The sequence below is a fragment of the Pseudomonas sp. MF6751 genome (genome assembly GCF_016613265.1).
Lineage (GTDB): Bacteria > Pseudomonadota > Gammaproteobacteria > Pseudomonadales > Pseudomonadaceae > Aquipseudomonas > Aquipseudomonas fluorescens_BV.
The window spans coordinates 27,900-41,861 of sequence record NZ_JAENSV010000040.1 but is presented as its reverse complement, the minus strand read 5'-3'; the positions used below and the strand labels follow the sequence as shown (position 1 = coordinate 41,861).

Here is a 13,962-nt window from a genome sequence, read left to right as displayed (position 1 = left end):
AAACGCTTCGATTTCAAGTGCCCGATCGAAGTCATGGGCGAGGTGATGCAGGAAGCCATGGCTATGCGGCATCATGCTCCAGCTTCAAATCAATAACCGTGTTGCACTCAGCTTCTGCAACCGCCCCCCTATTACACGTTCGCAGTCATAAGCTTTCTCGCAACGAGTAAGTAATAAAGGTGACACTCCGTCGGCTCCAGTACCTGGAATGCATAAGTCTTTTGGGGATTTATTGATGGCCTCCAGTGGAAGTGGGTCGAGCGTAGAGCTTGTGCAAGTTGCTGCCACTAACTGATGAGTGATGTAGGGCTCATAATGCCCTATCGCCGTAGTATTCAAAGCCCGGTAATATTTTTCCGGGTATGCTTGAAATAAGGTTCCTAAATTTCTGCCCCATGAGAAGGCATCCTTCGTAGCCCAATCAGCAGTGGTCGTGACGACCACCAAACTCGGTCTGAGAGGACTGTAGTATTCATAGGATCTTGCCAAGTCAAAGAGCGGTTTCATGCGCATAGCTTCGAAGGCAGGATTAACTAGAAGCGTTAAGTCGGCAACCGATGTCGCTTTCGAGCTTTCGCTCCCATAGGCGTCGCGGCGGATTTGGTCCCCAAGCGTCTGTGAGATGGAGGAATAAAGAATTGCTCCGCCAAAGCTGTGCCCAATCACGATTAAACGGGAGTCGGGGTTCATTTCGCGGATATTAGATAGCTTGCGTAGAAGCTCCGAAACCCCGCCGCCGTTTCCAACGTTATGCGCTGTAGCTTTTCTATCCCAGAATGTAAGTAAATAGCTGCTCCAGCCGACGAGCGGAGTTTGCTTGTCGATAGAGTCGCCGCGCCAAGCGACATAAATGCCCATTGTTTTATTCGGTGTGTTTTTTGTATTACCGAATCTGGTTACCAGGTTTTGAAAATTATCAATGTCACTGTCGTCGACTCTGGAGGAGTGATGCCACCCGTGGATATAAACAATAATGTTGCCCCCAGATCGCGCGACGTCTCGAGCTGTATTCACGCCTGAGTCCAACTGGCGCCGACTAAATGAATTACCAAACTCGTCAAATTCAACAAAGTAAATACAGTTTTGGTTTTTCTCGTCTGAGTCCGCACATTGCATGGTTTTTTGCGCGTCGAGTGTTTTGTGTGGGGTAATCCGGCCGTCTGGGCCAGGCGCAGGATCAGGCGTTACTCGATAGGGCCCTTGTGGCATACAGGCGGTACTAAGTGTCGCCATCAAAACGAGCATAGCCAGTCGTTGTACTGTGCTCATTTTCGAGTCCTTTTGTTAGATGGCGTTGTGCCTTTATGGACGATAGCTGACAGTCAGACGCTCTGCAATATCGGATGAGGGGGGCTGATTTAATTACCCTAGATAAAATCGCCGAGCAGTCATGAATGTGGTCACAACCACTCAGCGATCTTTCAAGTGGGTGGAAGATGTGGGAGGGTTGATGGCGCTACTCCAAGGCGACTCGGTGCCCGAGGACACAAGCGCTAATAGTATTGCCCGGCTGCCTGCGCGGAGGCTGGCGGTGCACACCGACATTAAAAATTCACTGGCATCTACAAGGAGTAGCCAGTAGGCTACATGTGACTCTGTGATCAATACTATAGGCAGGACGCCCGAGTTCGATACATGGCTCGACGGTATGAGGGATGTGTGGGGAAAAACGGCTGTGCTGATCCGCCTGGATCGAGCCGAAGAAAACAATTTTGGCGATTGCCAGCCTGTAGGCGATGGCATGAGTGAAATGCGTGTGTTTGTCGGGCCCGGCTACAGGATTTACTTTGTGCGCACGGGCATCACCGCTTACCTGATGCTGTGGGGGAGCGATAAAACCGACCAGAAACGAGGAATCAAGCGGGCAAAAGAGATTCTCGATGCTCTGAGAGGTCAATGACATGAGTAAGTCGACATTCAAACCAGAGGACATGCCGATCCTCGAGCTGGATACATCCGGCACCAGCGCCTATGAGGCTTCACGTTTCCTTGATAGCCCGGAAACCATCAGTGCCTATCTTGCGCAAAGCATGGCGTGCCATGACCCGCAAGTCCTTATGAAGGCGCTGGCCGAGGTTGCCAAGGCCCAGGGAGTGAACAAGGTTGCCGAAGCGGCGGGGGTGAATCGGGAGAGCCTGTATAAAACCCTGAAAGGCGGCTCAAAGACGCGATATGAGACGGTCCAGAAGCTGATGTTGGCATTAGGGGTGGAACTGACGGTGCAACCGATTGCCGCGACCGCAATTAATAAAACGGTCGTCATTGGCAAAGCGTGATGAACCAAAAACAGGACGGTTTATTTGATTGAAAATAGATACGTCCCTTTTTGTCGACAGAGCGCCCATCCGTTACGAACGGGATTAAGCCATTTACGAGAGAAGGCGTGTTGATGTGCGCCTGGTCTTGTAGGAAATCGACCTCTGGCAGCGTAAGGTTTCCTCCATGATACTGGCTATATATCCAGTATTTGCAGGTCGGCGCGCTCACAAAACGAAAATGAGTGAAAAATGGGCCTGTAGCAAAAAAAAGCCACTCCGTTAGGTTGAGGTCCTCTCCTTCAAGGAAGGAGGGTTCTTAATCAAATCAATGGAGTCCCAAAATGAACAAACCACAAACCCAGGCACCTCTTCGCCATGGTCGTGTCACATCCCCTTCCAGCCGTGGCGCAGTCGCCGTGGATCTTGGCCTGCTGGAGACCTGGCAGGTCAACGAAATGGAAGGCGGCAAGAACTTCCCGGCACTGACGGCCGGTCCGTTCCCGGCGCCTTATCAAACCGACAGTGACAGCGTCACCCCGCCAGCCGACGGCTTTATTCTCAGCGGTGGCAAGACCGATGCCCGTGACTGCATCAACTTCACCCACGAGGAAATGGCCAAGAAACTCGGCCGTGCTTTCACTTGGCCGTTGCTCAATGTCGAGCCGGGCCAGACCTTCAAGGTCACCTGGGCATACACCGCGCCGCACACCACCCGTGGCTATCGCTGGCTGATCACCAAGGATGGTTGGGACCCGAAACAGCGCATCACCCGCGCACAACTGGAAACCCAGCCGTTCGCTGAAGACTTCTATGCCCAGGTGCCGTACTACAGCCATGCCGGCGAACTGAAGGCCAAGGTCAATCATGAAGTGAAACTGCCGGCCAACAAGAAGGGCCAGCATGTGATTGTGTTGATGTGGATCGTCGCCAACACCGGCAACGCCTTCTATCAAGCCTTCGATGTGGACTTCAAATAAGCCCGCGCCGTTAAACCCACACGTTCTGAAGGATTAGAACATGTCAAAGATTGACTTTACCTCACTGCAATCGCCGCTCAACGATGCCGCTTCGCTGATGCCGAGCATTGCCGGCAAAAAGATCCTCATGGGCTTCTGGCACAACTGGCCTGCCGGCCCGAGCGATGGCTACCAGCGTGGCCAGTTCGCCAATATGAGCCTGGTGGATGTGCCAAAGGATTACAACGTGGTGGCCGTGGCCTTCATGAAGGGCAACGGTATCCCAACCTTCACCCCGTACAAGCTTTCCGACGCCGAGTTCCGTCGCCAGGTGGGTGTGCTGAACAGCCAGGGCAGGGCGGTGCTGATTTCCCTTGGCGGCGCCGATGCACACATCGAACTGCATAAAGGCAACGAACAGCCACTGGCCAGCGAAATTATCCGCCTGGTGGAAACCTATGGCTTTGATGGCCTGGATATCGATCTTGAACAGAGCGCGATTGATTTCGCCGACAACAAGACTGTCCTGCCTGCCGCTTTGAAACTGGTCAAGGACCACTACGCAGGTCAAGGCAAACACTTCATCATCAGCATGGCGCCGGAGTTTCCGTACCTCACCACCGCCGGCAAATACGTCGGTTACATCCAGGCGCTGGAAGGCTATTACGACTTCATCGCCCCGCAGTATTACAACCAGGGGGGCGACGGCATCTGGGTGCAGGAGGTCAACAACGGCAATGGCGCCTGGATTGCCCAGAACAACGACGCGATGAAGGAGGACTTCCTGTTTTACCTCACCGAAAGTCTGGTGAGCGGAACGCGCGGGTTTACCAAGATCCCGGCCGACAAGTTCGTCATTGGCCTGCCCGCGAACGTCGATGCGGCTGCCACCGGTTATGTGATCAACCCAACAGCCGTGACCAATACATTCAAGCGTTTGCACGACAAAGGATTGTCGATCAAGGGCCTGATGACCTGGTCGGTGAATTGGGACAACGGGATCAGCAAAGACCACGTGCCCTACAACTGGGAATTCAGCCGCCGTTATGGGCCGATGATCAATGGCACTGATCTCGCTGGCCTGGAGCAGGATGAGGCGGGACTGGAGATCGCCAATCGGCAGTAGTGCAAAGGGGCCTCTGGCAGACGTGCCAGAGGTCCAACAGCTACGCTTCTGATCTGACTAAAATCCGATGCCTGTTTGGGCATCGGATTTTTTGCGTCACGCTCAAATTGCGCTGAGCATTCCTAAAGCCGATTTACCGCACCAGACAAGGCCGCTTGTTATCAAAGCCCCAACCCGGGATCAGAAACTGCATCGCCACACTGTCATCCCGCGCTCCAAGGCCCATGCCTTTGTACAGCTCATGGGCCTGGGCCACGGCGTCCATATCAATGTTCACGCCCAGGCCAGGCTTGGCCGGCACCTTCACATAGCCCCCTTCAATCTTCAACGGTTCCCGCGTCAGGCGCTGGCCGTCCTGCCAGATCCAGTGGGTATCGATGGCGGTGATCTCCCCCGGTGCGGCCGCCGCCACCTGGGTAAACATCGCCAGGGAAATGTCGAAGTGGTTGTTGGAGTGCGAGCCCCAGGTCAGGCCCCACTCGTTGCACATCTGCGCGACGCGCACCGAGCCCTGCATGGTCCAGAAGTGCGGGTCGGCGAGGGGGATGTCCACTGATTGCAACTGGATGGCATGGCCCATTTCACGCCAGTCGGTAGCGATCATGTTGGTGGCGGTTTTCAGGCCCGTGGCGCGGCGGAATTCGGCCATGACTTCGCGGCCAGAGTAGCCGTTTTCTGCGCCGCAAGGGTCTTCGGCGTAGGCCAGCACATGATGCTGGTCGCGACATAGGCGGATGGCTTCTTTCAACGACCATGCGCCGTTGGGGTCAAGGGTGATGCGCGCATCGGGAAAACGCTCAGCCAGCGCGGTGACGGCTTCGATTTCTGCGTCGCCACTCAATACGCCGCCCTTGAGCTTGAAATCATTGAAACCGTATTTGGCCTTGGCCGCTTCGGCCAGGCGCACCACCGCATCGGCGGTCAGGGCTTTTTCATGGCGCAGGCGGAACCAGTCGTCATCGGCGTCGGCCTCGTTGCGGTAGGCCAGGTCGGTGGCGTTGCGATCCCCCACATAGAACAGGTAGCCGAGCATCTTCACCGCATCGCGTTGCTGGCCTTCGCCAAGCAAGGCGGCCACCGGCACTTCGAGGAACTGGCCCAGCAAGTCGAGCAGTGCGGCCTCCATGGCGGTGACGGCGTGGATGGTGATGCGCAGATCAAAGGTTTGCAGGCCGCGGCCCGCGCTGTCTCGAGACGCAAAGGTACTGCGCATCTGGTTGAGAACGCGCTGGTACTGGCCAATCGGCTGGCCGATCACCAGGCTGCGGGCGTCTTCCAGGGTTTGGCGAATGCGCTCGCCGCCGGGTACTTCGCCCACGCCGGTGTTGCCGCTGCTGTCCTTGAGAATGACGATATTGCGCGTGAAGTAGGGGCCGTGGGCGCCGCTGAGGTTCAGCAACATGCTGTCGTGGCCGGCGACGGGGATGACTTGGAAATGAGTAACGACAGGGGTATTCATGGCGCGTTCCTGGCTGAGTTCAAAGAGGTTTGCTGATGGCGGCGCCGCTGGGCACGGCCGGTACGGCAGAGGGTGAGGTCTTGGCAAAGAACACCAGGATGGCCGCGAGCACCGAGGTGCAGGCCAGGCCATACAGCCCGCCCTGAATCGAGCCGGTGGTTTGTTCCAGAAAACCGAAGGTAGTCGGTGCCACAAAGCCGCCCAGGTTGCCAATGGAGTTGATCAGCGCGATCACCGCGGCAGCGATGCGCACATCCAGATAGCCCTGGGGGATCGGCCAGAACAGCGACGACGCAGACTTGAACCCGATGGCCGCAAAACAGATTGCCACGAAAGCGAAGATCGGCCCGCCGGTGGTGGACATGAACATGCCGGCCGCCGCGATCAGCAGGGCCGCGGCGACCCAGGCTTGTTGGAACTTGAACTTGCCCGACAGCGAGGCGAAGGCATACATGGCAATGATGGAGATCAGCCAGGGGATCGAGTTGAAGAAACCGACCTGCACATCACTCAGGTCGCCCATTTTCTTGATGATGCTCGGCAGCCAGAAGGTGGCGGCATAGATCGTCAGTTGAATGCAAAAGTACAGAGCGCAGAACAGCAGGATCTGACGGTCCTTGAGCAGTTTGCCGAGGGTGGGTTTCACCGTGGTCAGGGCTTCGCGATCACGTTGCTCCTGATCGATGGCACCCACCAGCGCATCCTGCTCTTCGCGGCTCATCCACTTGGCATCATGGGGTTTGGAGTCCAGCCAGAACCACACGAAGAAGCCCAGCGCCACCGAGGCCAGGCCCTCGATGCCGAACATCCATTGCCAGCCATGCAAACCAAAACCTTCGATCTGCAACAACGCACCCGACAACGGCCCGGAGATCAACGACGCCACCGCCGAGCCACTGAGGAAGATCGCGATGGCCTTGCCGCGTTCCACGCCGGGCAACCAGCGCGTGAAGTAATAGATCACGCCCGGGAAGAATCCTGCTTCCGCCACACCCAGCAGGAAACGCAGGATGTAGAAGTGGGTTTCGTTCTGGATAAACGCCATCAGCGTGGCGACGATGCCCCAGGTGAACATGATGCGGGTCAGCCAGATACGCGCGCCGACTTTTTGCAGCAGCAGGTTGGACGGCACTTCGAACAGCGCATAGCCAATGAAGAACAGCCCGGCGCCGAAGCCGTAGGCCGCTGCGCCGATTCCCAGGTCATGCTCCATGTGCGTGCGCACGAAGCCGATATTGACCCGGTCGATGTAGTTGAGGATGAACATGACCACGAACAGTGGCAGCACATGGCGCTTCACTTTGCTCACGGCGCGGGCGAGCGCTGAATCACTTTCGGGTACGGCAGATGCTGGGCTTGAATGCTTCACGAATGAAAACTCCCCCTGATTATTTTTATGCGGGTTTGGTGTTTTGTTGACAGACATCATACAAGTTGTTTTTTGAAGGTCGCAATCCTGTCAGGGCTGTTTTTGTTCTTATAAGCCGGTATTGAGATTGGCTATTTTGGTTATTTGCCAGATTTTATTGGGTTTTGCCCCGCTGGTGATGGCTCGGGGTGTGCGCTTCTCTCAAAGCGAAGACAGGGTCGGGTGAGGTGGGATGAGTGTGTTGTCATACAAGTTGGGTGTTTTTCGCCGCCACCCGTCGCCCCGTGCGCTCAGGGTGATAAGCTCCTCCCAGCCCAACCCCGTGGACCCGTCTCGATGCCGATTAAAAGCACACCGCCTGTGCGCAAACGTTCCGCCAACCTGGCCCAGGGTGTGGTCGAGGCACTGACCCAGCGCATCCAGTTGGGGCAACTCAAGCCGGGTGAAAAACTGCCGTCCGAATCCACCATCGTGCTTGAGCATGGGGTGAGCCGCACCGTGGTGCGTGAAGCCTTGTCCAAGCTGCAGGCGTCGGGGCTGGTGGAGACGCGTCACGGCATCGGCACCTTTGTGCTGGAGCAGCACACGCAGCCGGGCCTGCGCCTGCATGTGGACACGGTCGCCAGCGTGCGCAACATGCTCGAATTACGCCTGGGCCTGGAAGTGCAAGCGGTGGCCTTGGCCGCGCTGCGCAGGAGCGAGGCACAACTGGCCCACATGCGCCAGGCGCTGGACGACTACCAAGCCTCCCTGGCCAACAACGACAGCTGTGTGGAGGAGGACAAGCGCTTTCACCAACTGATCGCCGAAGCCACCGGCAATACGTTTTTCACCGACATCATGCAGCACCTGGGCACGGCGATGATTCCGCGCACCCAGGTGAATGCCGTCGAGCGCGGCGGCGCGGACTTTGCCCAACTGGGGCAGTTGGCGAACCTGGAACACGAGGCCATCTACAACGCTATCAAGCGCCAGGACCCGGACGCCGCACGGGCGGCCATGGTGCTGCACTTGACCAACAGCCGGGATCGATTTTCCGGGCACTCTTAAGGAATCACCGTTGAACGAACACACCTTGTCCCAGCGCCTGGAGCGCGTGGCCGCGCACATACCGGCGGGTGCCCGCCTGGCCGATATCGGCTCGGACCACGCCTACCTGCCGGTGGCCCTGATACACCGCGGCGCTATTGCGGCGGCCGTGGCGGGGGAAGTGGCCGCTACACCCTTTCAGGCGGCCAACCGTACCGTGGCCGACAACGGCCTGGCGCAGCACATCACCGTGCGCCTGGCCGATGGTTTGGCGGCGATTCAAGCGGGCGATGACATTACCGCCATCAGCCTGTGCGGCATGGGCGGCGAGACGATCCGCGACATTCTCGACAGCGGCAAGGCGCACCTCAATGGGCGGGAGCGCCTGATCCTGCAACCCAACGGCGGCGAGCAACCCCTGCGCCAATGGTTGATGGGCAACGGCTACCAGATCCTGCACGAGGAGTTGCTACTGGAAAACCGCTTCTACTACGAAATCATCGTTGCTGAACGTGTTGGAGCGGTGACCTACACCGAAGAGCAACTGTACTTTGGCCCGCTGCAAATGCAGGCCCGCAGCCCGGCGTTTGTGGCGAAGTGGCAACGGATGTTGCGCCAGAAGCGCAAGACATTGGCCAGCCTCGAACAGGCGCGGCAGGCGGTGCCCGAGCAGAAAGTGCAGGAGATCGTGCAGCAGGTGAAGTGGATCGAGCAATTGCTCGCGTGAGCCACATTCGCGGCACTTCACCGCTACGCTGTAGTCTTCTCTTAAATCCCCCCAAGGTGTTGCCTCGATGATCACTGTTCACCACCTCAACAACTCCCGCTCGCAACGTATCCTGTGGGCGCTTGAAGAACTGGGCCTGCCCTACGACATCAAGCGCTACCAGCGCGACGCCAAGACCAACCTGGCGCCGCCTGAACTCAAGGCCATTCACCCCCTGGGCAAATCCCCGGTGATTGAAGACGGCTCTCGTGTGCTGATCGAGTCCGCCGCGATCATCGACTACCTCATCCGCCGCCACGGCAACGGCCAACTGCAACCCGCCCCGGCCACCGATGCCTACGACAGCTATGTGCAATGGCTGCACTTCGCCGAAGGCTCGGCCATGCTGCCGCTGATGCTCAACCTCTACGTCGGACGCCTGGGTGAAGCGGGCGCGCCGCTGCATCCTCGGATCGAATCGGAGCTGGCCAATTACCTAGGCTACCTGAATGACGTGCTGGGCCACACGCCGTACCTGGTGGGCGACGCACTCAGCGGCGCGGATATTCAGATGAGCTTTATCGGCGAAGTCGCCCAGGCCCAGGGCAAATTGCAGGCCTACCCGAACTTGGCCGCGTGGCTGCAAAAGCTCCAGGCGCGCCCGGCTTACCGCAAGGCGGTGGAGCGGGGCGGGGAATACGCGTTCGCCAAATAGCGGGACCACCGACACCGCCTCCTGTAGGAGCGAGCTTGCTCGCGAAAAACGTAAACGATAACGCGTGTTTCCTGGATGAACGCGGCGCCTTTGGGTTTTTCGCGAGCAAGCTCGCTCCTACAGAACCCGTTTCGGCAGGTGAACCTTCGAGTCTCCCAGCGCTCACTTAAAAGGTGGCACTGGCTTTTCTCGAAAGGAATCTGCATGCACTCCACCTCGTCAATCGCGCCCGTAGAGCGCGAACTGAGCCTGCGGGCAGTCATCACCGGGATCGTGCTGGGCATCCTGCTGACCCCTTCCAATGTCTACGCAGGCTTGAAGATCGGCTGGTCGTTCAATATGTCGATCATCGCCTTGCTGATCGGTTATGGCATCTGGCAAGGCCTGGCCCGGCGTTCTGCTGAACACCTGCCGTGGACCCTGCACGAGAGCAATATCAACCAGACCGTGGCCTCTGCCGCGGCGTCGATCATTTCCGGCGGGCTGGTCGCGCCCATCCCGGCGTATACCCTGCTCACGGGTAACCAACTGGCAGCCCTGCCGATGATCGCCTGGGTGTTCTCGGTAAGTTTCCTGGGGATCTGGATCGCATGGTACCTGCGGCCTTCATTGCTCAATGACAAGGCGCTGAAGTTTCCCGAAGGCATGGCCACCCTGGAGACCCTGCTGCACATCTACAACCATGGCCGCGAAGCCGCCACGCGTTTAAAAGTGCTGCTCGGCGCGGCGCTGTTGTCCGGGCTGGTCAAGTGGGTGGATACCTTTATGTGGGCCTTCCCGCGCTGGTCTCCGAACGCCCAGTTGGAGCGCCTGACCTTCACCGCCGACCCTTCGCTGTTGTTGCTGGGGTTCGGCGGCATTATCGGCATTCGCGTGGGCCTGACCCTGTTGCTCGGCGCCTTGCTGGCATGGGGCGGGCTGGGGCCGTGGCTGTTGGCCAACGACCTGGTGAGCCTGCCCGCCGACAGCAGCGGCCCGCAATTTGCCGCGCTGGTGGAATGGCTGCTGTGGCCCGGCGTGAGCCTGATGGTGTGTTCCACCCTGGCGTCCCTGGCGATTCGCCTGTGGGCGTTGCATCGCTCAACCCGAGCGACTGGCGGCACGCCCTGGGCGATTCCAAAACCTGGGCCTGCCGTGGGGTTCGCGCTGGCGATCGTGTTGGTGGTGAGCCTGCAAGCGCTGTTGTTCGGTATCAACCTTGGGATGGCGCTGCTGACCATTCCCCTGGCGATCTGCCTGGCCGCCGTGGCGGCGCGGGTGGTGGGGGCAACCGGTATTCCGCCGATTGGCGCCATCGGGCAATTATCTCAGCTGAGTTTTGGCATCGTTGCGCCGGGCCAGGTGCCGATCAACCTGATGAGCGCCAACACCGCCGGCGGTTCGGCGGGGCAGTGCACAGACCTGATGAATGACTTCAAGGTGGGCAAAGCGATTGGCGCGACGCCGCACAAGCAAGTGATCGCTCAGATCCTCGGGATTTTTGTCGGCAGCATCGTCGGCGTATTCGCTTACCTGGCGTTGATCCCAGACCCGCAAACCATGCTGCTCACCGAACAGTGGCCAGCTCCGGCCGTCGCCACTTGGAAAGCCGTGGCCCAAACCCTGACCCACGGGCTGGATTCGTTGTCACCCAGCATCCGCTGGGCCATTGCTGTTGCAAGCCTGTGCGGCGTGCTGCTGGGCTTTCTCGACAGCACGCTGCCCGCCCATCGCGCCCGCTATCTGCCCAGTGCGGCAGCCTTGGGACTGGCGTTTGTCTTGCCTGCGTCGGTGTCGCTGATGATGGCCCTTGGCGCGATCATGACCTGGGCCGTGAGCTGTCGCTTGCCGAGCGTGACGCAGCGCTTTGCGATCACGGCAGCGGCGGGGCTGATCGCCGGTGAGAGTATTACCGGCGTAGGCGCGTCGTTATGGCAGATGCTGGGAAGTGGATAAATGGCCCTCGTGGATTTACAACTCTTCACGAATTCAAAAGGCTCACCGTTATAGGCTTGGCGCTGTCACGTCCGGATCAAACCCATTCAACTGACCGTTGAGCCTAACCCATGAAACTGCCTGCCATCGCTGCCGCGTTTCTCGCCGTTGCTACGCTGCATCCTTTACCCGTACACGGCGCAGGCCCCATCACCCATGTCGCCATCTACCGAGGCCCGGCAGGCTGCCCGGATTGCTCGGAAAACGTGAAAACCGCCCTGCAGCGCCTTAACCCCAATTACCAGATCGACTTCGTCGGTGCCGACGAACCCATCGACATCACCCCGCAAACCCTGGCGCGCTACGATCTATACGTGCAACCCGGCGGTGGCCAGGACATCCCGGCCGCCCTCGACAGCCTGGGCGATGCGCGTGCAGAAGCCATCCGCGATTACGTCGCCAAAGGCGGCCGCTACCTGGGCCTGTGCATGGGCGCCTACCTGGCCGACGACAACAACTTCGGCCTGATCCCCCAGGCGCTTGATACCGAAGCTGGCCGTCCCGGTTTTGAAGTGTCCGGTATTGAGGACGCCGCCGTGCGGGTGACGTGGGACGGGCAACCCGACTCTGTGTTCTATCAGGATGGCCCTTACTTCCCCAAAGCTAGCGCCGCTGCGCCTTACAAGGTCATCGCGACCTACCACAATGGCGACGTGGCGGCGGCGCGCTACACCTACGAACGTGGCGTGGTGGTGCTGAGCGGGCCGCATCCGGAAGCTGGGCGGGAATGGTTTGAAAATGCCGATATCGAGCTGAGCAAAATGCCGCGTGGCGAGCTGTTCGGGTCGTTGATACGTAGCGCGCAAGAGTAGGGCGCGCCGCCCGTTACTTCAGGATGCCACTATTCCCCATGTCGATATCAGGCACGATGGTGGCGTAACCAGGCTACTTGTGCCTGGCCTCGGGCACTTAAGGTGAAGGTCATTGGCCGCCCGAGAACAACAAAAACAATGACTAGCCTCAACTGCAACGATTCCAACGGTCAGCTTGCGCAGGGCTTCAAGCCGCGCCATGTGACCATGTTGTCCATCGCTGGCATCATCGGCGCGGGGTTGTTTGTCGGCTCCGGGCATGCGATCGCCGCCGCCGGGCCAGCGGTGTTGCTGGCTTACCTGTTTTCCGGCCTGTTGGTGGTGCTGGTCATGCGCATGCTGGGGGAAATGGCGGTGGCGCGCCCGGACACCGGCTCGTTTTCCACCTACGCCGACCAGGCCATCGGCCCCTGGGCGGGGTTCACCATCGGCTGGTTGTATTGGTGGTTCTGGGTGTTGGTCATTCCCATCGAAGCGTTGGCCGCCGGGCATGTGCTCAACCAGTGGTTCCCTCAGGTTGATGCGTGGCTGTTTGCGTTGATCTCAATCGTTCTGCTGGTGATCACCAATCTGTTCAGCGTGGCCAAATACGGCGAATTCGAATTCTGGTTCGCCATGGCCAAGGTGATTGCCATCGTCGGCTTTATCGGCCTGGGCTTCAGCGTCCTCATGGGCTGGATCCCGGATCGCGAAGCCAGCGGCTTGAGCCGCTTGATGGAGGAACACGGCGGGTTTGCTCCCAACGGCCTGTCGGCGGTGGTGGGCGCGTTCATTACCATCATGTTCAGTTTCATCGGCACCGAAGCGGTGACCATCGCCGCGGCGGAATCGAGCAACCCGGCGCAGAACATCGCCAAGGCCACCCGCTCGGTGATCTGGCGTATTGGCGTGTTCTACCTGCTGTCGATCTCCGTCGTGATTTCCGTGGTGCCCTGGAACGACCCGCTACTGGCGTCCGTGGGTTCCTATCAGCGTGCACTGGAAATTATGAACATCCCCAACGCCAAATTCATGGTCGATGTGGTGGTGTTGATCGCGGTAGCCAGTTGCATGAACTCCTCGATCTACATTTCTTCGCGCATGCTGTTTTCCCTGGGCAAACGCGGCGATGCGCCAGCAGCGCTTAAAATCACCTCGAAGGCGGGCGTGCCCAGGGCGGCGGTGATCGCCAGCACCATCATCGGTGCGGGCGTTACGTTGCTGAGCTACTTCATGCCGGCCGGTCTGTTCCAGTTCCTGCTCGCCAGCTCCGGCGCCATCGCGTTGTTGGTGTACCTGGTCATCGCTATCTCGCAACTGCGTATGCGTCGGTTGCTGCTTCGGCAGAACGTCGAACTGACCTTTCGCATGTGGCTGTTTCCGTGGCTGACTTACCTGGTGATCGTATTCATCTGCCTGGCCCTGGGGGTGATGATGGTGACGCCGGAACACCGCACTGAAGTGTCCTCGACCATTGGCCTGGCGTTGGTGATTTCCTTTATCGGCCTGGTTACGTCGCGTCAGCACAACCGGGCACCCAAGCCGGTGGCGCTGGAACATTCCTGATCACGCCTGTGGG

General features: G+C 58.9%; 12 protein-coding genes and 1 pseudogene. 10 read left to right on the top strand and 3 right to left on the bottom strand.

Annotated elements, in window-relative coordinates:
- Positions 1-84: 84 nt before the first annotated feature.
- Positions 85-1,269, bottom strand: a complete 1,185-nt coding sequence (locus tag JJD66_RS22905; RefSeq protein WP_200649108.1) for a hypothetical protein — start codon at positions 1,267-1,269, stop codon at positions 85-87.
- A 328-nt stretch (positions 1,270-1,597) separates the two neighbouring features.
- Here JJD66_RS22905 and JJD66_RS22900 point away from each other — a divergent pair, with 328 nt between their 5' ends.
- The 4 genes and pseudogenes from JJD66_RS22900 to JJD66_RS22885 all read left to right on the top strand — a co-directional run.
- Positions 1,598-1,900 (top strand): type II toxin-antitoxin system RelE/ParE family toxin, encoded by a 303-nt coding sequence (locus JJD66_RS22900; protein WP_032896084.1) that lies wholly within the window; start codon positions 1,598-1,600, stop codon positions 1,898-1,900.
- Position 1,901: 1 nt separating this feature from the next.
- A complete protein-coding gene (locus JJD66_RS22895) occupies positions 1,902-2,276 on the top strand; it encodes an addiction module antidote protein (RefSeq protein WP_198715692.1) in 375 nt (124 codons plus the stop codon).
- A gap of 323 nt (positions 2,277-2,599) precedes the next feature.
- The gene (locus JJD66_RS22890; RefSeq protein ID WP_200649107.1) at positions 2,600-3,235 is read left to right on the top strand and encodes a lytic polysaccharide monooxygenase auxiliary activity family 9 protein; all 636 of its coding nucleotides are present in this window, start codon (positions 2,600-2,602) and stop codon (positions 3,233-3,235) included.
- 40 nt (positions 3,236-3,275) lie between these two features.
- A pseudogene (locus tag JJD66_RS22885) lies at positions 3,276-4,277 on the top strand (chitinase); the annotation flags it as partial.
- Between the two features lie 196 nt (positions 4,278-4,473).
- Here the strand turns inward: JJD66_RS22885 and gudD are convergent.
- Both gudD and JJD66_RS22875 read right to left on the bottom strand, forming a co-directional pair.
- Complete coding sequence (gene gudD / locus JJD66_RS22880; protein WP_200649105.1) at positions 4,474-5,799, bottom strand: glucarate dehydratase; 1,326 nt, start codon at positions 5,797-5,799, stop codon at positions 4,474-4,476.
- A gap of 19 nt (positions 5,800-5,818) precedes the next feature.
- The gene (locus tag JJD66_RS22875) at positions 5,819-7,168 is read right to left on the bottom strand and encodes an MFS transporter (RefSeq protein ID WP_200649104.1); all 1,350 of its coding nucleotides are present in this window, start codon (positions 7,166-7,168) and stop codon (positions 5,819-5,821) included.
- Positions 7,169-7,504: 336 nt separating this feature from the next.
- Between JJD66_RS22875 and JJD66_RS22870 the strand changes: the two genes are divergently transcribed.
- The 6 genes from JJD66_RS22870 to JJD66_RS22845 all read left to right on the top strand — a co-directional run bounded on the left by JJD66_RS22870 (position 7,505) and on the right by JJD66_RS22845 (position 13,949).
- Positions 7,505-8,218: a FadR/GntR family transcriptional regulator gene (locus JJD66_RS22870; protein ID WP_032896089.1), complete on the top strand. Its 714-nt coding sequence runs from the start codon at positions 7,505-7,507 to the stop codon at positions 8,216-8,218.
- A gap of 10 nt (positions 8,219-8,228) precedes the next feature.
- A complete protein-coding gene (locus JJD66_RS22865; protein WP_198715689.1) occupies positions 8,229-8,924 on the top strand; it encodes a tRNA (adenine(22)-N(1))-methyltransferase in 696 nt (231 codons plus the stop codon).
- Between the two features lie 67 nt (positions 8,925-8,991).
- Positions 8,992-9,618 carry a glutathione S-transferase family protein gene (locus JJD66_RS22860; RefSeq protein WP_200649103.1) on the top strand — a complete coding sequence of 209 codons (627 nt, stop codon included), beginning with the start codon at positions 8,992-8,994 and terminating at the stop codon, positions 9,616-9,618.
- Positions 9,619-9,822: 204 nt separating this feature from the next.
- Entirely contained in the window at positions 9,823-11,553 is a 1,731-nt protein-coding gene (locus tag JJD66_RS22855; protein WP_200649102.1) for an OPT family oligopeptide transporter, read from the top strand.
- A 110-nt stretch (positions 11,554-11,663) separates the two neighbouring features.
- Complete coding sequence (locus tag JJD66_RS22850) at positions 11,664-12,404, top strand: BPL-N domain-containing protein (RefSeq protein ID WP_200649101.1); 741 nt, start codon at positions 11,664-11,666, stop codon at positions 12,402-12,404.
- Positions 12,405-12,542: 138 nt separating this feature from the next.
- Positions 12,543-13,949, top strand: a complete 1,407-nt coding sequence (locus tag JJD66_RS22845) for an amino acid permease (RefSeq protein WP_200649100.1) — start codon at positions 12,543-12,545, stop codon at positions 13,947-13,949.
- Positions 13,950-13,962 lie beyond the last annotated feature (13 nt).

Bases quoted from the DNA above. Each gene is read 5' to 3' on its own strand.
- JJD66_RS22905 (WP_200649108.1), bottom strand. From the start codon at position 1,269: ATGAGCACAGTACAACGACTGGCTATGCTCGTTTTGATGGCGACACTT.
- JJD66_RS22895 (WP_198715692.1), top strand. From the start codon at position 1,902: ATGAGTAAGTCGACATTCAAACCAGAGGACATGCCGATCCTCGAGCTG.
- JJD66_RS22890 (WP_200649107.1), top strand. From the start codon at position 2,600: ATGAACAAACCACAAACCCAGGCACCTCTTCGCCATGGTCGTGTCACA.
- gudD (WP_200649105.1), bottom strand. From the start codon at position 5,799: ATGAATACCCCTGTCGTTACTCATTTCCAAGTCATCCCCGTCGCCGGC.
- JJD66_RS22870 (WP_032896089.1), top strand. From the start codon at position 7,505: ATGCCGATTAAAAGCACACCGCCTGTGCGCAAACGTTCCGCCAACCTG.
- JJD66_RS22860 (WP_200649103.1), top strand. From the start codon at position 8,992: ATGATCACTGTTCACCACCTCAACAACTCCCGCTCGCAACGTATCCTG.
- JJD66_RS22855 (WP_200649102.1), top strand. From the start codon at position 9,823: ATGCACTCCACCTCGTCAATCGCGCCCGTAGAGCGCGAACTGAGCCTG.
- JJD66_RS22850 (WP_200649101.1), top strand. From the start codon at position 11,664: ATGAAACTGCCTGCCATCGCTGCCGCGTTTCTCGCCGTTGCTACGCTG.
- JJD66_RS22845 (WP_200649100.1), top strand. From the start codon at position 12,543: ATGACTAGCCTCAACTGCAACGATTCCAACGGTCAGCTTGCGCAGGGC.